The 16,743-nt window shown below is 64.6% G+C and carries 10 protein-coding genes; 5 read left to right on the forward strand and 5 right to left on the reverse strand.

Going from position 1 to position 16,743, the window contains the following annotated elements:
* Positions 1 to 207 precede the first annotated feature (207 nt).
* Positions 208 to 1,356, forward strand: a complete 1,149-nt coding sequence (locus QZ271_RS01185; RefSeq protein ID WP_291428191.1) for an ATP-binding protein — start codon at positions 208 to 210, stop codon at positions 1,354 to 1,356.
* A 74-nt stretch (positions 1,357 to 1,430) separates the two neighbouring features.
* Here QZ271_RS01185 and QZ271_RS01190 read toward each other — a convergent pair whose 3' ends face one another.
* The 5 genes from QZ271_RS01190 to QZ271_RS01210 all read right to left on the reverse strand — a co-directional run bounded on the left by QZ271_RS01190 (position 1,431) and on the right by QZ271_RS01210 (position 12,360).
* Complete coding sequence (locus QZ271_RS01190) at positions 1,431 to 3,815, reverse strand: hypothetical protein (protein ID WP_291428193.1); 2,385 nt, start codon at positions 3,813 to 3,815, stop codon at positions 1,431 to 1,433.
* On the reverse strand, positions 3,812 to 7,096 hold the full coding sequence (locus QZ271_RS01195) for a hypothetical protein (protein WP_291428195.1): 3,285 nt from the start codon (positions 7,094 to 7,096) through the stop codon (positions 3,812 to 3,814). The genes QZ271_RS01190 and QZ271_RS01195 overlap by 4 nt, the downstream gene beginning before the upstream one ends.
* 4 nt (positions 7,097 to 7,100) lie before the next feature.
* Positions 7,101 to 9,845, reverse strand: coding sequence for a DUF11 domain-containing protein (locus QZ271_RS01200; protein ID WP_291428196.1), 2,745 nt, complete (start codon positions 9,843 to 9,845; stop codon positions 7,101 to 7,103).
* Positions 9,842 to 10,120: a hypothetical protein gene (locus QZ271_RS01205; RefSeq protein WP_291428198.1), complete on the reverse strand. Its 279-nt coding sequence runs from the start codon at positions 10,118 to 10,120 to the stop codon at positions 9,842 to 9,844. Before QZ271_RS01205 ends, QZ271_RS01200 begins: the two co-directional genes overlap by 4 nt.
* A gap of 161 nt (positions 10,121 to 10,281) precedes the next feature.
* Entirely contained in the window at positions 10,282 to 12,360 is a 2,079-nt protein-coding gene (locus QZ271_RS01210) for a hypothetical protein (protein ID WP_291428200.1), read from the reverse strand.
* A gap of 1,147 nt (positions 12,361 to 13,507) precedes the next feature.
* On the opposite strand from QZ271_RS01210, the gene QZ271_RS01215 reads away from it, so the two are divergent.
* The 4 genes from QZ271_RS01215 to nuoD all read left to right on the forward strand — a co-directional run bounded on the left by QZ271_RS01215 (position 13,508) and on the right by nuoD (position 16,736).
* On the forward strand, positions 13,508 to 13,843 hold the full coding sequence (locus QZ271_RS01215; RefSeq protein WP_291428202.1) for an NADH-quinone oxidoreductase subunit A: 336 nt from the start codon (positions 13,508 to 13,510) through the stop codon (positions 13,841 to 13,843).
* Positions 13,844 to 13,940: 97 nt separating this feature from the next.
* On the forward strand, positions 13,941 to 14,477 hold the full coding sequence (locus tag QZ271_RS01220; RefSeq protein ID WP_291428204.1) for an NADH-quinone oxidoreductase subunit B family protein: 537 nt from the start codon (positions 13,941 to 13,943) through the stop codon (positions 14,475 to 14,477).
* Positions 14,465 to 15,169, forward strand: a complete 705-nt coding sequence (locus QZ271_RS01225; protein ID WP_367114286.1) for an NADH-quinone oxidoreductase subunit C — start codon at positions 14,465 to 14,467, stop codon at positions 15,167 to 15,169. The genes QZ271_RS01220 and QZ271_RS01225 overlap by 13 nt, the downstream gene beginning before the upstream one ends.
* A gap of 397 nt (positions 15,170 to 15,566) precedes the next feature.
* The gene (gene nuoD / locus QZ271_RS01230) at positions 15,567 to 16,736 is read left to right on the forward strand and encodes an NADH dehydrogenase (quinone) subunit D (protein ID WP_291428300.1); all 1,170 of its coding nucleotides are present in this window, start codon (positions 15,567 to 15,569) and stop codon (positions 16,734 to 16,736) included.
* The last annotated feature ends 7 nt before the right edge of the window (positions 16,737 to 16,743 follow it).

Raw genomic sequence — 16,743 nt, forward strand, 5'->3', positions numbered from 1 at the left:
GAGAAACGGGTTCCGGACGTGGGGCTGGCAATCCGGTGAAGTTCCGGACCTGTCAGCGAAACAAACGGAGTCCGTATGAATCAATCCGAGCGGATGCGAATCGGAAGAACAGATGCCCTGGGCGGAGTGGAGCGGCAGTCCATATGAGCAGGGTCGGCAGGCTGCATGACAGGCCGGGCGGCGGCGGGGTACAGTGCAAGGCACTTCATGACGACTGCAGAGACCCTCAACGTGTTCGTCGTCGCTCCGCACCAGGGCCACGCGCTGCAACTGACGCCGCTGCTGTCACGAACAGACGTGAAGTACGTCCCGGACGCGGAAAGCCTGCTGCGCGAATCGCACCTCGTCATTCCCGACGTGGTGCTGCTGTACACCAGCACGCCCGGCGTGCCGCTACATCAGGTGCTGCCCATGCTGCGCCAGCGCGCCGAATTGAGCGGCACGCACTGGCTGGGCGTGGGCACGCAGGGCCTGGGTGAACTGCTGGCCGCCGGGGCCGACGCCCTGATCAGCGACGCCACGCCACCCGGGGCAGTCGCCCTGCAGGTGCGGACCATGCTGGCGCGCGCGCAGCAGTACCGCGACGCCCTGCAGCGCGTGGCGAGCCTGCAACGCCGCATGGACACCTGGGAGCACGAGGAACGCGTGCGCGACCAGCTCGTGCATATGCTGGTTCACGACCTGAAAAACCCCATCGCGGCCGTCATGGGCCTGATCGAGATCGTGCAGGACGACCCGCGCATTCCCGAGGACAACCGCGAACTGCTACAGGTCGCGCACGACGAGACGCAGCACCTGCTGCACCTCGCGGCGAACATGCTGGATGTCCGCAAGATCCAGGCCGGGAAGATGAACCTGAAACGCGAACTGATGTTCACGCCCATGTTCCGCGAGGTGATCGAGCAGGCGCGCGGCGACGTGGGCAGCGGCCTGCGCGACCGCCACGTACGCGTCGCCATCGAGTCCGACATGAGCCCTGCCAGCGCCGACCCGGAAATCCTGCGCCGCGTCCTGGCGAACCTGATCAGCAACGCCCTGAAGCACACGACCACGGGCGGCGTGATCGCCATCCTGGTCAAGAGCATTCCCGGGGGCGTGCAGGTCATGGTCCGCGACGACGGCGAAGGCATTCCCGCCGACGACCTCCCCAACCTGTTCGCCGCGTTCGAGCAGTCCCGCCTGACCCTGCACGGCCGTTTCGATACCGGTATGGGGCTGGCGTTCTGCAAACTGGCGGTCGAGGAGCACGGCGGCACCATTCACGTGGAATCCGAGCGCGGCAAGGGTGCCTCGTTTATTTTCACGGTGCCGCTGGCGCAGGACAACGACGACGAGGATTTCGTGGAACTGGTGTAACGGGGACGGGGCCGTTTATTTCACTGACAACCCGCAACATCACCGGGTTGTCAGTGAAATAAACGGAATTCGTATTACTTGTTCACTTTCGTCTTGAAGCAGAGGGTGCCTGTTTCCCCTGCCGCTACATTGGTCAGGGTGGTGCTGATGGCCGTGGCAGTTCCAGAGTTGTCGGTCGGCTGGGCTGTCCCGCTGCCGCGTTTCAGGCTCAGGGTCTTGCCACCGTAGACCGCCGTCTGGAGGGTCTGCCCGGCAACCAGGGGGTCGCTCAGCTTCAGGCTGGTCAGCGCAATGGCGCTCTGGTTGGTGTAGGTCAAGCAGTATTCCAGGATGTCATCTGGTTTTGCCGATACCGAATTGCCTGCTCCGCTGCCCGCCGTGACATTACGAACTGTTTTGGTGACCTTTGTAAAGACGTGGTTGGTGGTCACGCTGGCCGAGGACGGGCCATTGTTGGTCAGGACGGTGTCGGTGCCTAGCAAGTAGGTTTTCAGACTGGCTGCGTCGGTCACTTGATTGGGGCCGCTGTAGCTGTCGCCATTCGTCGAGTCTCTGACCGGGTCAGGCAGGTCTACCGTCAGGGTGCGGGTCACGCTGCCGTTGGCGGGAATGTTGACGCGCGGCCAGGTGACCAGACCGCTCGTGGCGTTGTAGGTGCCACTGTCGCTGATGCTGGTCAGCTGGGCTGCAGGTAGGACAGGAGTGAACTGGTCGCTCAGGTCAACATCCACGGGGTCCGCCGTCGTATTGTTCGCCGTGATGGTATAGGTGACGGCGGTTCCAGCCGTGACCACCTGGGACCCACTTTTGGTGACCTTCACGGTGGTGGGGGGCGGCGTGGCAGTCAGGGTGTTGACGAAGGTGCAGGTAATGACATCGCCGAATTTGACTGTGGCGATGCTCAGGGAGGTGCCGGTACCGGAAGCGCGGGAGGTGCTCGCTGCGTCGACACAGCTGTACGACGAACTGTAGTTGCCAGGTGTTGTGACTGTCTCGCTGGAAGTCACCGTATATGGTCCGTCGCTGCGGGTGGCTGTGACGGTACTCGAGCTCAACTTAGGGGGTGCCCCCGATATTGTGATGGGGTCCTGCGTGGTCGTCGGAGCAGCAACTGTGTAGGTGGGTTTAGGGCTGATTGCCCGGAGCGTAGGGTCACTGACGTTGTAGCCGACACCCGTGCCTGTACCTGTCGTCGTGTAGGCCACATCGGCAACGCCCGCTGCCTTCTGCGTAATGGTGGCCTGGTCGGTGACAGGATATCTCCCCTTGGGAAAAGTCTTCGTGGTTGTCACCTGACCCTGGAGCGTACCGTCGTTGGTGATGCTACAGATGGTCTGGGTTCCACTGGGAATGGCCACGCGAAAATTCCTGGTCCCCTGTGGTGATGTGTAGCCGGTTTCCCCTGGAATAGTCGTAAGGAGACCGACTGCCGTTTCAGGACGAACCAGGTATGCTGTCGGTTGGCCATTGGGGTTCACATAAGTGTCACTTTTGCACTTAAGGGTGGAAATACCGTAGGTGCCCGCCGTCAACTCGCGCACATCTACATAGTCACCGAACACCTGGTAGGCGTTTGCCTGCCTGGCTGGGGTCGCACCGACACCAGTCACCTGCTGCGGTTTGGCTGCGCTATCTCGCTCAGTCGTCGTAAAGTCATAGGTTCCTGTGGGTGCGCCCTTTACAGCGGTTTTTTCAAGGCAGAACGTAGTTGCCACAGTTTCAGGCTTGTACACAACAACATCATCGACCAAGCCACTGTACGTGTAAGGGTCCTTCACCTCACTTGTAAGCTTCAAGTCGCCTGTTGCTGGAATGGTGTTAGGGAGCAGCAAAAAAAACTGAGTAGCGTCAGTTAAGCGGGCCGGGTCCCGTGCGCCGTTGGCTAAAAGAGCCACGCCGCCTTTATCCAGCATAATAATACCCTTTGTCCCAGGAGGCGCAAACGCATTGGGGTCAGTCTCGCTGGCAGGCGCGCCAGTTTTATCAAAAATCTGGGCACCATTGGCGGCGTAGATAAAACCATAGCGTTCACCGGCACTGCCCGCATTTCCAGGACTGGTATTAATGTAAGCGTAAGCGGTCCCGGCGTAAGAAATCTCAATCGTGCGGGCCGAACCTCTAGATGGCAACAGATAGTTATTGGCAAACGTCGTGAGTAACTTGGTGTACCGCACCTGGTCACGGGTTGCAGGGGTATATACGCTATAGGGAACTAGACCGCCACCGACTCTGTCAGTAGTCGTCCAGAAGCCCTGAACGTCCGTTCCAGTGATGGTCTCTGTCGACCAGTCCCCGGATCCCTTCCAGGGAAGAAAGCCAGTATCATTCATGGCCCCACCGGTACTAGGAAGACGCGGTACGGTCGAAATACTCGGCTGAACACATCCCGTCTGCGCCCCCGCCCCGCCGGCCAGGGCCAGGGCGAGGGCCAGCACGCCTATCACTCTCTTCTTGCTCATTTTTTCACTCCGTTCAGGGTCTCATCGAGGGTCAGGTCGAGCCGCACGTACGCGCCGGGCCGGGTGTACAGGTTGCCCGTCCCAATGCCGTCGAAGCCCTGGATGTTGTAGCCCACGTTCAGCCAGGTGCCGGGCAGCACGCGGTAGCCTGCCTCGACGCCGTAACCGATCAGCGTGGTGCTGGTCGCGGGTTGCAGCAGGGCGCGGCCCCAGCCGCCCACCTGAATCCGGTCGTTAAAGGCCGCCGTGACCCCGGCGTAGGGCTGCACGGTCAGGCTGTCGCGGTCACCCGTGACGCGCATGTCCGCGCCTGCACGCAGGGCGAGTTGTACGTTCTGGCGTGACAGGGGGCGGTACTCGGCGCTTGCTCCTGCTGTAAGGCTGCTGTCACCGTTTGCCAGGCTGCCGGCCACGTAGCGGGCGTAGCCCAGGCTGTTCAGTTGCCCCGAGCGGTAGGCGTAGCCCAGCGCCAGTTTCTGGCCCTGCCGCGCGCCGAATTCGGCGGTGGCGTCGGCCGCCAGATTCAGGCGGGGGTTCAGGTCGCCGCTGACTCCGCCGCGCAACACGGTGGTCAGCTTGCCGCCCGTGACACTGAAGTCCGTGCCCAGGGTGGCCCGGAAGGTGTCGGCGCGGTAGTCCAGGTCGGCCCCGGCGCTGATGTCCGAGGTGCCGCTGTCCACGTTCCAGAGGTAAGCCCCGCGCAGGCCCAGGCCCAGGCGTTCGCTGAGAGGCAGCGTGGTGGACACCCCGAAGCGGGCGCGGTTTTCCTGGCCGCTGCTGTTGGCGAGTTCGTACGCGGCCACGTAGTTGGTGCGGCCCACGGTGCTGTTCAGGCCGATAACGCCCGTATTACCCTCGCCCCAGGTGTAGGTGTCGCGCAGCGAGAGCTTGACCTGTTCGGTCAGGCGGTAGTCCACCCGGAAGTCCGTGGTGGGCAGCAGGGTGCCGCTGATGGGCGTGGTGTGCACCACCTCGGCGGCCACGCGGCCCTCGCGGTACGCCACGCTGCCGCTGAGGCCCAGGCCGCTGCGGGAGCCGAAGCCGTAGCGCAGCCCCGCCCCCACGCTGAAGGGCCTAAACTGGTAGTTCAGCTGCGCGCCAACAGAGCCGCTGGTGGTGGTCAGGGCGCGTCCATACGAACCCTCGATCCGCAGGCCCAGGCGCGGCGAGACAGGCAGGTCGTAGCGCCCGTCGGCCTGAAGACCCTGAGCGCCGCGTTCCAGCCCCGCGTACCCCGCGCTCTGGTAGCGCACCGAGAAGTCGCCGCCGCTGGGCTGGTTGCCGTTTCCGGGCCGCTGGGCTGGGCGGGAACTGACTGAAGCCGTCGCCAGCACCCCGCCCGAGGCCATCACGCGCCCCTTGACCTGAAGTTCGGGTTGCTCGTACCGCCCGGCGACGCCGAAGGTGGTGGTGCTGTCCACGCGCGTTACGCCCATGCCCACGCTGTAGGTGCCGCTGCCCGCCGTGCCGGTCTGCTCGACCTGTGCGCCGTAAGCGAGGCGGCGATTGCTGCCGCCGTCAAGCAGGCGGTAGGACGCCAGAACGTACTGCTCGTTCAGGCTGGCGCTCACGCGGTCCAGGCCGCGCGCCAGCGTCACGACGCCCGTTTCGGGATCCAGGGAGTAATCGATACCTTCATTCAGCGTGCGGCGGTTGGCCTCCTGATCGTCGCTGCCGACTTCGATCAGGGTCAGCAGCTGGCTGCCGACCACCACGCCGCCCCGCGACAGGCGCAGCAGGCGCGTGCCGTTGGGCGTCAGGCGCTCGTCGGTCACGCGCTCGGTGGGCACCAGGGCCACGAAGCCCGCCAGGCGCGGCTCGGCCTTGGTGGTCAGGGTCAGCGCGGTCAGGGTTTCGGTCATCGGCAGGACCGTCATGGGCGTGGCGGTCTGGCGGTACTCGGCCCGGAAACTGGGGTGGTCGTACGACACCGCCACCGGGTCGCGCCCTCGCAGCGGAATGACTTCCTGCGAGGCGTCCCCGTAGTTAATGTTGCGCGCGGTGGACAGGTTCGCGGTGGTGTTCGGCAGGCCGTCCTTGTCGGCAGCGACGTACAGCTTGCCTGCGCCCACCACCCCCTCGTAGTAGGCCCGCGCCCGGACATCCAGGCGGTCGCTCAGGCTGCCGTCTGAGCCCAGGCCCAGGGTGGCGCTGACCATGCCCACACCGACCGAACGGCTGTCGGGACGCACTTCAAAGTTCTGGCGCACCACGCGGTCGTTTTCCACCACATCCAGTTGCAGCGTGGTCGGGGTGGTCTGCGGGCGCAGTTCCACAATGCCCTGCCCCTTGTCCAGGGCCACCTGATAGCCGGCCTCGGTGGGGAAAGCGTCGGGGCGAAGCGGTTCCAGGTTGGTCCTGAGGGTCAGGCGGTCGGGCTGGGTGGCCACGCCCAGCGCGTCGAAGGTGCGGACGCGCAGGCGCAGGGGTGTCACGCCGTCGGCGCGCAGTTGCAGCGGCTCGATGTCGTAGCGGCTGGTCGGCCCGGCCAGTCGCACGCGCACGGTCTGGTCGCCCAGCGTGATGGTGTTCACGCCGGGGCGGATCGGCACGCCGTAGTAATCCAGTTGCTGCACGCCCCGAACGGGGTCGGTGACGGTGCGGCCCACCTGGGTCGCTGGAACCGGCTGGCCGTTGACGACAGGCACGGGCGGCTCGCCCAGCGGGCCTTCCACCCGGATGGTGACGCGATCAAGGCTGGCGTAGTCGGTGCCGTCCAGCGGCAACTTGATGCGTCCGGGATTCTCAGAGATCGTTTCGGGCTGGGCCAGCGGGGTGGCGGTCATCCAGTCGCGCTCATCCAGCAGGCCCAGAATGGGCCTGATTTGCCCGCGTTCCTCCAGCACCTGAAGCTGCGCGGCGGGCAGGGCGGCCATGGCCGCTTCGGCGCCTTCCAGAACAAGCCCGAGTTCGCCGCTGAGCTGCTGACGGTCATCCCCGACCACAAGGGGGGCCAGTTGCGCGGGCGTCAGCTGCCAGTACAGCGTGCCGCTGCGCCCGCGCAGCGGGTCGGGCAGGGCCTGGCCGTTTAACTGGGCGCTGCCGGGCTGGTAGGTCACGCCCTGCGGGAGCGGCTGGGCCAGCAGCAGCGAACCTGCGCCCAGCTGAACGGTACTCAGAGCAAAGGGAAGAGAGACGCGCTGCTCACCTGCTGCGTTGGTCTCTGTCGTCTGCGGCGCGGGCAGCGGCGGCAGAGGCAGCGGTGAGACCGGCACGGTCGTCTGGGCGGACGCCGAGGCGACCAGGGCCAGGGTCAGAACAAGAGTCAGGCTACGGTTCACTGCATTACTCCTTCCACGTGACGGTGGGCCTGGGAAGCGGGAGAACGGACGTGACAGAAGCGGGCTGGTAGCGGTAGTCCAGGGTCAGACCCTCTGCGCTCAGGGGGCCGCTCAGGGTGTTCGTTCCGGCGCTCAGGCGTGCTCCTGCGGGCAGGGCGTCGGTCAGGGTGACTTCGCGCAGCGGCCGGGGGCTCGTGAGGCTCAGGCGCACCGCCACTTCTCCGCTGGGGAGTGGGGTCACGGTCTTGGTGAGGGTGGCGGGGCCAAGGGGCCAGCTCTGGCGGCGGCCCAGGCTGCCCTGGTTGGGCCGCAGCGCAAAGTCGGCGGTGGTCAGTCCCTGCACCTGAAGCGTGCGGGTGCCGGGGCTGCCTTCGGCGCTGGCGTAGGGCACGCTGGCCGGGTCGAGGCGCAGGGCCTGGGTGCCCAGCGTGACATTGCCAAAGTGGTAGCGGCCCCGCGCGTCGGTCAGCGAGAGTCGGCCGCCCGCCAGAATGACGCGTGCGCCGTTCATGGGCTGGTCGGTGTTCTCGTCGAAGATGCCGTTGGCGTTGCGGTCAAGGTACACGCGGCCCAGCAGGTCCGAGGTGGGCGCAAAGTTAAGCAGCTGCACCTTGACGCTAAAGGAGGCGGGCTGGCTGATAATGGCGCCGGTCTGTCCGCTGGCCCCCTGACCCTGCATGATCACGGTGTTGTTCAGGGCGCCTGCCGCGCCCGGCAGCACCCGCAGGCCGTACTGCAGTCGGCGCTGGTCACTGGCGGCGATGCGGTCAACCGTCCAGCGCAGGCTGCCGTCAGGCTGCACAGTCGGGTCGGGGATGGCCGCGCCGTCAAGGAGCGAGCTGCCGGGCACGTACTGTAGGCGCGGGTCCGGCGTATCGGTCACGGTGACCTGGATCAGGGCGGCGGTGCGCGACGTGTTCCCAAGCGTCAGGGTGTAGGTCACCAGATCGCCCAGCGTCACGGCGGTGGGGCTGGCTACTTTCTTGATGGAGGGGGTGGTGTTCCAGACCACCGCGCTGACCGCGTTGCTCTCGAGCGGCTGCGGGAGTTCGGTGCTGACCATCCGGAAGACGTTGCGAAGCTGCTCGTCGTCTGCCGCCCGATCAGTCACGGCCGCGCGAATGGTCAGGGCGCGCGTCTCACCGGGCGCCAGGGTCCCGACGTTCCAGGTCACGGTTTGGGCATCCACCGCGCCCGTCACCACGCCGCCGTCCGACGCTGCGACCATGTTCAGGTGCGCGGGCAGTGGGTCAGACACCTGCACGCCCGTCAGCGGCCCGGTGTAGGGGTTGGTCACGCGCAGGGTGTAGGTCAGAACGTCGCCGGAAGTCACGCGCCCACCCGGCTGCCAGGCGGGGTCGCCTTCCTTGCTGACCGACTTCTGAAGCTCGGGAAGCCTGGTTTCAATGCGGCCTACCTCGTCGAGGGTGGTGTCCTGCGGGCCGCGCTGAGCGCTGACCGTCACGGTGGCTTTCAGGGCTGTGCCTGCCAGGGCCGCCGTGGGCAGGTAGCACACGCGCACAGGCAAGGTGGCCCCGGGCGCCAGGGCAAAGGGCTGGGCCAGGGCCGCGCCGTCCGCGCCGCGCACCGTGGCGGTCACGCCGGCAGGCACGGTGGCGCGCACGGTAAAGGTGTCCTGCACGTCGCCCGTGTTCTTGACCGTGTGGTCAAAGCAGGTGTCCCGCTCTGCCAGGGCAAACGGGCGGGCCTGGCGGTCGGCCTCACCCTGGGCTTCAGGCTGACCGACCGGGCCAATGGCGACGGCGGGGCGGTACTGCACGCGCAGCGAATCCCTGGCCTGCGCGTTCACCGAGCCTGTGACCGCCGTGGCGCTGTTCACGAAGTCCTGATTTTCGGCGGCGGCGCTGGCCTGCACCCGGAAGGTCAGGCGCACCTCGGCCCCCGTGTCCAGGGTGGGCAGGCGCACGCGCAGGCCGTTGACCGCCTGCGCTTCGGCGGCGGCCCAGGTGGTGCCATCGGCGCTGTATTCCAGCGTGCCTGCCGTGGTCCGGGCGCTGCCCGCCACGTAGGTCAGGCCCCGCGCGGCCTGCTCGGCCAGCGGGTCAGTCAGCGTGACTTCGCGGCCCAGGGCGCCGGTATTGCGCAGCGTGATCGTCACGTCGGTCTGCGAGCCGGGCTTCAGGAACTCTGCGCCGAACACCTTGTTCAGTTCCAGGACCGGGGGGGAGCCGACCGTGAGCACCGAGACATTGTTGGTGTCACTCGGGCCGCCCGGGCAGCCCGCCACGAGGTTCACCTGGGCACTGCCCTGATCGCCGGGCGACGTCTGGGCCTCCAGCCACACCCGCGCCGATGCACCCGCCGCCAGCGTGACGCTGCTGATGACCTGATCACTGCTGTCCAGTTGCCCGTTGCCGTTGCTGTCGCCGCGCAGGGTCAGGGTGGGGCGGGCCGTACCGCCTGGATGCTGGGCGCTCAGGGCGTAGCTGAAGGTGTCGTTCCCGGCGTTGCGAACCTGGTACGCGAAGGCTGATCCGCTGCTTTCTCCCGGCAGGACAGACAGGCTGTGGGCCGGTGCCTGGGCGTTTCCGTTGGGCGTCACGCTGACCGCGCAGACGGGGGCGACCGTGATCGAAACAATGTTCGAGACACTTCCGGCAGGTCCGACGGGAGTCTGAAGGCTGACCTGGGCCTGGTTGGTGATGCGAGTGCCGGCGGGCGTAGGGGAAGCCGACTGCGCCAGTACAGACGCGCACAGCAGTAAACCGAGGGGGAAACGCTTCTTCACAGCGGCACAGCTCCTTGAAAGGCGCGAAAAGGGAACATGGAGAAAAATGAGGAGGGTCTTGTGTTAGGAAAAGGCCCTATAGAAAAAGGCCCGATGGAAAAAGGCGATAAGGGAAAAGGCGCTGAGGGCGGACGAAGAATGCAAGATAAAGAAAGGTAACTGCTCAGCACGATAAACACGGCAAAAAACGCTTGTTCCCGTTTTGTATGAGCATAATAGTTACTGCAAATCTGCCTTGGACGAACCAATTCGCTCATATCGGCAATTTCAGTCATTTGAAAGCAGCTTCTTAGCAATTTATAGGGCTGAATTCAGATTCTGAGCAATTTACCCTGCTGAGCAGTTACAAAGAAAGACAGAAAAAGGCAGCGAGCAAAGCCGGAGAAAAGGGGGGTTGGAGAAGGGGAAAACCCACCTTCCCCAACCCTGAAGAGGTTTAGTTGTTGACCTTGACGGTCAGCGTGATGCTGACCGTGCCGCCGATGGGCAGGCAGTCGGTGGCGTCAACGGCAGTATCGCCGTTGGTGTTCACACCAATCAACAGGCTGGCCGGGTTGGTGCCACCAGCGGGGGCCGCGCCCCACGTGCCGCCGTTGTCGGTGCTGAACAGCAGGCTGCCCACGCTGGCCGTTCCCGTCACGCTCTGGTAGGTGGTGTTGGCGAAGATGTTGGTGTTGGTGCCGTCCAGTTCCTTGAGGATGACCTTGCAGACAGGAACGTTGTACTTGTTCTCGCCGCCGATGGTGTACACCACGGTGTCACCGGGGGCCGCCGTGGTCTTGTCCGCGCTCTTGGTGATGGGGAACAGCGGGTTGGTGGGGTTGCCGGCAGGAGGCGTGGGAGCAGTCACCAGGCCCACATTGAACAGGGTGCCGTCGGTATCGGTGGCGGTGGAGTAGGCGCCCGTCGCCACCGTACGCACGGCGTAGCCGGTACGTGCAGGAGCGTTGGCCGGCAGCACCACACGGGTGGTGAAGGTAACGGTAGCACCAGCGGCCACTCCCACGTCCACGGTGCCGTCGCCGTTGGTGTCGGTCAGGGCGGCGCCGTTCAGCAGGTACTGCACGGTCGCACCGGCAGGCAGGTCGTTGGTGCCGCCAGTGATGTTGAAGGTGTCGTTGTAGGTCCCGGTGTTCTGCACGGTGGTCTCGAAGTCGGCGTTGGTGGTGGTCGTGGTGTTGGGGTTGATGGTCTGACCCGAAGCGTCCAGCGTGGTGCCCGTATCCTGCGCGACGACCCGCAGGTCAAGGCCAGGAGTCTTGACCGTGTAGGTGGGGCTGGCAATCTGGGCCGCGGTACCAGCGGTCGGACCACCCGCGTTGCCGCTGTAGATGGGCACAGTGACAGCGATAGGCGTCTTGGGCGTGCCCGAGTTGTCAGCGCCAGCGTCGGGGTAGGTGACCTGCACGGTGTAGGCGGGCGCCGTGTTGGGGGGGATGTTATTGAACGTCACCGAGCCGTCAGGGTTCACGGTCACGGTCGCGCCGGTGATGGGGTTGCCGTTGATGTCCACAGGCACTTCCCCAGTCACGAAGGCGTTGCCCGTGGCGGGGTTGATGAGCGTGGCCGTCGTCCCGGCGGGAGCCGTGCTGGGCACCGTGGCAGGGCCAACAGTAATATTGTCCTTAACAGTGCTGTTGTTAGGGGCCGTGCCCGTCAGGCTGACCACATCAGGGTTGCCGTTGGCGTCAGCCTTGGGGTAAGCGGTCTGGCTGCCGTCGGGGGCCACCTGAACGGGCGTGCCAGCGCCGGGCAGGGTCGCGCCACCAGGCACGGTGGGGCCAGCAGGCTGAGTGTAGCCAGTAGGAGTCGTCCCTGTACCGTTGGGGTTGGCGGTGTTAACAGGGGTGATGGCAGGGTTACCGGAATCGGTAGGAATGGGCGTAACCACACCAGTCGTGGGGCTGCCGGGGGTCGCCGTGGTCACAGCCGCCACGATGGCAACGTTCTCGTTGTTGTTGTCCACGTTGGTGCCGAAGGTTTCGGTGTACGAGTCACCCGTGCCGTCGGCGCTGGGGGTGGAGTCGTACGTGGCCGTACCGATCAGGTTCTGACCATAGCTGGCCGGAGTCCCGCCCACCGTGTACGTCTGGGTGACGGTCGTGTTATCGCCGGGCTGCACGGTCACGCTGGTAGCCGAGAGAGTCACGCCGGTAGGCGCAGTGTTCGAGGTGTTCGCCGAGCTCAGGGCGATCACCAGGGGCGTGTTACCGGTGTTGGTCACGGTGTACGTGAAGCTGGTGCTCGTGTTGGCAGGCACATTGTTCTTGGTCAGTGCGGCGTCGCCCGTGTTGGGCGTGATCGTGAAGCTGGGCACGGCCGTCACGGTCGTGGTCACGACGTTCGAAACAGAAGTACCAGCGATGGGCGTGGTAGGCGTGGTGCTACTAGGGTCAAGGAACTCAAAATCCGCCGACGCCTGGTTGGTGATGGCCGTACCAGCGCGAGGGGCCGCACCGAGTGCCATCCCTGTCGAGAGCGAAATTGCGAGGGCCAGCATCTTGTTTAACTTCATGTAAAACTCCTTGGCAACGGGGGCAACGCGGACAGGCCCAGGGAATATCACGCCACGAGCGGTGGGCCAGACTGCTTGCAGCAACGGGGTGGCCCCGGAGACTCCCTCCGGACGTTCTTTATACTAGGTACAGAAAGATTTCTGGAATCTTACAAACTGCTACGTTAACTCAAGTTCAGTAAACCCGGTCATGACAGATCGTGACAGAATCCACTTATTTTTCCATCTCTCATACGGTGTACGGTCAGTTTCCTAATGATCCCGTCTGGACCGTCCTTAACACGATATGATGCCGGCCTGACAGGCGTGGGGTGAAGCCCCCACTCTTTAATTGAACTCTGGTTCATAAGAACTGGTCGTCAGGAATTGTGAGCAAGGCCACCTATGTGCCCATCTCTCATATGAAGTGCTCCCTGGATCCTAAGGAGCCTGTCTGCTTTATTCATGATCCGCTCATCTACCGGCCTGCCAGTTTTCCTGAACCCGCGTCGGGAGAACGGCCCTGCATTGACGGCCCTGCATTGACGGCCCTGCATTGACGGCCCTGGATTAACGGCCTTGCATTGACGGCCCTGGATTAACGGCCTTGCATTGACGGCGTGGATCTGGGACGCCGCCGTATCAGCGGGCCGATGACGCAGGGGGCAGAGTCCCCACAGGACGCTGGGGAGCACTGGTCTGGAGGGGCGGCGCCGCTGGAGTGTGGGCGCGTGTGATACGGACTGCGCTCCACTGCGCCACAGTCGGGAAGACACCGCCTGTGGCTCCATACCGCGAAGGGGCGTCTGCCCTTCCTCCTCGCATCCGCTCGGATTGATTCGGTGCAGTTCCGAATCAATCGGAAATGCTACGGGTTCCGTCTGTTTCGCAGCCCACCTGGAACGTCGCCGGGTGGTCAACTCCATGCCCGGAACCCGCCGTGCTCCCGGTCGCTTCGCTCGGATTGAAGGGTCTTTGCAGCCCCTTCAATCCGAGCGTCTATGAAACATGCTAAAACTGGGGTGTTCCACAGTTCAGAGTTTGAGAAGTCCGTAGCGTCTCTCTTTTTTTCCAGCTATTCGTGCCGTTTTTCACGAGCAGAGGGACCGGATCAGGAAGAGCGGCCGCAGAAAGGGGAATCCTTATCGAATACGCCAACTTCGTCATCATGCTCCTCGTTGCGCTTGGTATCGGCATCGTTGCCGTCATTGCCAGCGCCCTCCTCGGCCCCAAAAAGGGCAGCCGCGCCAAACTCATGGCCTACGAAAGCGGCAACGACCCCGAACGCGGCGGCGTCGGCACCGGCCAGCGGTTCCCGGTGCACTTTTACCTCGTGGCCATGCTGTTCATCATCTTCGACATCGAAACCGCCTTCTTCTACCCACTGGCCGTCGCCTACCAGAACCTCATCCCGTTTGCCTTCTTCGAAGCCATGACCTTCGTGCTGTTGCTGCTCTTTGGGTACGTGTACGTGCTGAAAAAGAAGGTGCTGGAATGGGCGTAAGAGCAGTTGATAGGAGAAAGTTGATGGTTGATAGAGAGTGTGCCTTTCTCCATCAACCATCAACCATCAACCATCTCCCCGCACAGGAGGTGCGCCCATGCCGCTAAAGGAACTGTTCGAGAAGGACTGGCAGGAACTGGAGTCCGAGGGCGTGTTGTTCTCCAGCCTGGAGAAACTGGTCGCGTGGGGCCGCAGCAACAGCCTGTGGCCCGCCACCTTCGGCCTGGCCTGCTGCGCCATCGAGATGATGAGCTCCACCGACGGCCGCAACGACCTGGCCCGCTTTGGCAGCGAGGTCTTCCGCGCCTCTCCCCGGCAGGCGGACGTGATGATCGTCGCCGGCCGCCTGAGCAGAAAGATGGCGCCCGTCATGCGCCGCGTGTACGACCAGATGCCGGACCCCAAATGGGTGATCAGCATGGGCGCGTGCGCCAGCAGTGGCGGCATGTTCAACAACTACGCCATCGTGCAGAACGTGGACAGCGTGGTGCCCGTGGACATCTTCGTGCCCGGCTGCCCCCCGCGCCCGGAAGCGCTGATCTACGCCGTCATGCAGCTTCAGAAGAAGGTGCGCGGCGAGGCCTTCGACGGGCTGGGCCACCAGCTGCCCATGGTGGACGCATGGACCCGCTGAACCCCACGGGCAAACCCACGGGCCAGGGGGGCGCCGCGCAGTCCAGCGCCAGCCAACGGGTCGCCGCCCTCACGCCCACCGAGGCTGCACCCGCCCTGCCCAGCCGCGACGTGAGCCCCCTGATCCGCGAGCTGGGCCTCACGGAAGACGACGCCGCCGAACCCACCGCGCTGGTCAGCCCGGACGACCTGCTGCGCGTGGCCCAGGCCCTCAAGGAACGCGGGTTCATGCTGATGGACAGCGTGGGACTGGACTACAGCACCTACACGCAGCCCCGCCCCAAGCGCCTGGCAGTGCTGCACAACACCTACCACCCCCACGACCACCGCAGGCTGTTCCTGCGCGTCTGGCTGGACGACGGCGAGCCCCTGACCAGCCTGTACCCCGTCTGGAAGGCCGCGAACTACCTGGAACGCGAGGTGTACGACCTGATGGGCGTGCCCTTCACCGGCCACCCCGACCTGCGCAAGGTCCTCACGCCCGACGACCTTGAAGGCCACCCGCTGCGCAAGGACTTCCCGCTGGGCGAGACGCCCACCCTGTTCCGTGACGGCCGCTTCCTGGACCCCGCCGCCTTCCGCGCCGGACTGACCGGCCAGAGCAGCGGCCTGACCGGCTACCGGGGCGAACTGAGACGCGGGCAGGGCAGCGACCGCACCCCACCCGTCATGCCGGAAGGAGGGCCGAAATGAGGTTGATGGTCGCCAGGAACCAGTTGATGGAACAGGGGCAGTCTGCCCTTCTAAGTACGTTGAAGCTAACATTGCGAGATTCCGGGAAAGCGCCGGAACCTCTCCATTCACGCTCCAACGTACTTTCTTCTGCTACGCGCTCCGCGCGGTTTATCTACAAGATAAACGCAGTGTACTTAAGTACGTTGAAGCTAACATTGCGAGATTCCGGGAAAGCGCCGGAACCTCTCCATTCCCGCTCCAACGTACTTTCTTCTGCTACGCGCTCCGCGCGGTTTATCTACAAGATAAACGCAGTGTACTTAGCTTCCATCACCCATTACCCATCAACCATCACCCGCACCGGAGGTGCGCCGTGACCACCGCCCAACGCCCCGCCGCGCCCCCCGAAGGGCAGATGCACACGCAGATCATGAGCCTGAACGTCGGGCCGCAGCACCCCAGCACGCACGGTGTGCTGCGCCTCGTGGTGGACATGGACGGCGAGACCGTCGTGAAGGTCACGCCGCACATGGGCTACCTGCACACCGGCTTCGAGAAGACCTTCGAGAACCGCACGTACCAGCAGGGCGTCACGTACGCTCCCCGTACCGACTACCTGCACTGCTTCGGGCATGAACTCGCGTACGTGCTGAGCGTCGAGAAACTCCTCGGGGCCGACGTGCCCGAACGGGCCACCACCGTGCGCGTCATCCTGCACGAACTCGGGCGCATGCACAGCCACCTCGTGTTCGTCGGCACCGGCCTGCTCGACCTGGGCGCCCTGACACCGTTCTTCTACGCCTTCCGCGAGAAAGAAGCCCTGCAGGACCTGTTTGAAGCCGTGTGCGGCTACCGCATGAACCAGGGGTACTTCCGGGTGGGTGGCCTCAGCCGCGACATCCCCGACGACTGGCCCGCCCGCGTCGAGACATTCCTGGACCAGATGGAACGCGGCGTCACCGAGTACACCACCCTGTTCGCGCAGAACCCCATCTTCATCGACCGCGCCAAGGGAGTCGGCGTGATTCCGCCCGACGTGGCCCTGGACCTGGGCCTGACCGGCCCGAACCTGCGCGCCAGCGGCGTTCCACTCGACCACCGCAAGGACAACCCCTACTGCGGGTACGAGAGTTACGACTTCAACGTCATCACCAGCCCCGACGGGGACAGTCTGGCGCGCTTCAACATGCGCCTCCTGGAATTCGGCGAGAGCATCAAGATCGTCCGTCAGGGCCTCAGGCGCCTCAAGCCCGGCCCCGTCAAGGACCCCAACCGCAAGATCAGCCTCCCACCCCGCCACGAACTCGAAACGAGCATGGAAGCGGTCATTCACCACTTCAAACTCGTCACCGAGGGCTTTCACCCGCCGCTGGGCGAGGTGTACGTGCCGGTCGAGAGTGCGCGTGGCGAGGTCGGGTACTACATCGTCAGCGACGGCGGTTCCATGCCCTACCGCGTGAAGATCCGCGCGCCCAGCTTCGTGAACCTCCAGGCGCTCGAATACGCCTGCGTCGGCGCGCAGTTCGCGGACCTGATCACCATCCTCGCAACCATCGACCCCGTACTGGGCGACGTGGACCGGTAAGGAGTCC

Origin of the sequence: Deinococcus sp. (genome assembly GCF_018260555.1) — a bacterium.
Classification (GTDB): Bacteria; Deinococcota; Deinococci; order Deinococcales; family Deinococcaceae; genus Deinococcus.

Coding starts and splice junctions, on each gene's coding strand:
- QZ271_RS01210 (WP_291428200.1), bottom strand. CDS start 12,360: ATGAAGTTAAACAAGATGCTGGCCCTCGCAATTTCGCTCTCGACAGGG.
- QZ271_RS01215 (WP_291428202.1), top strand. CDS start 13,508: ATGCTCCTCGTTGCGCTTGGTATCGGCATCGTTGCCGTCATTGCCAGC.
- QZ271_RS01190 (WP_291428193.1), bottom strand. CDS start 3,815: ATGAGCAAGAAGAGAGTGATAGGCGTGCTGGCCCTCGCCCTGGCCCTG.
- QZ271_RS01220 (WP_291428204.1), top strand. CDS start 13,941: ATGCCGCTAAAGGAACTGTTCGAGAAGGACTGGCAGGAACTGGAGTCC.
- QZ271_RS01205 (WP_291428198.1), bottom strand. CDS start 10,120: ATGACTGAAATTGCCGATATGAGCGAATTGGTTCGTCCAAGGCAGATT.
- QZ271_RS01185 (WP_291428191.1), top strand. CDS start 208: ATGACGACTGCAGAGACCCTCAACGTGTTCGTCGTCGCTCCGCACCAG.
- nuoD (WP_291428300.1), top strand. CDS start 15,567: ATGCACACGCAGATCATGAGCCTGAACGTCGGGCCGCAGCACCCCAGC.
- QZ271_RS01225 (WP_367114286.1), top strand. CDS start 14,465: ATGGACCCGCTGAACCCCACGGGCAAACCCACGGGCCAGGGGGGCGCC.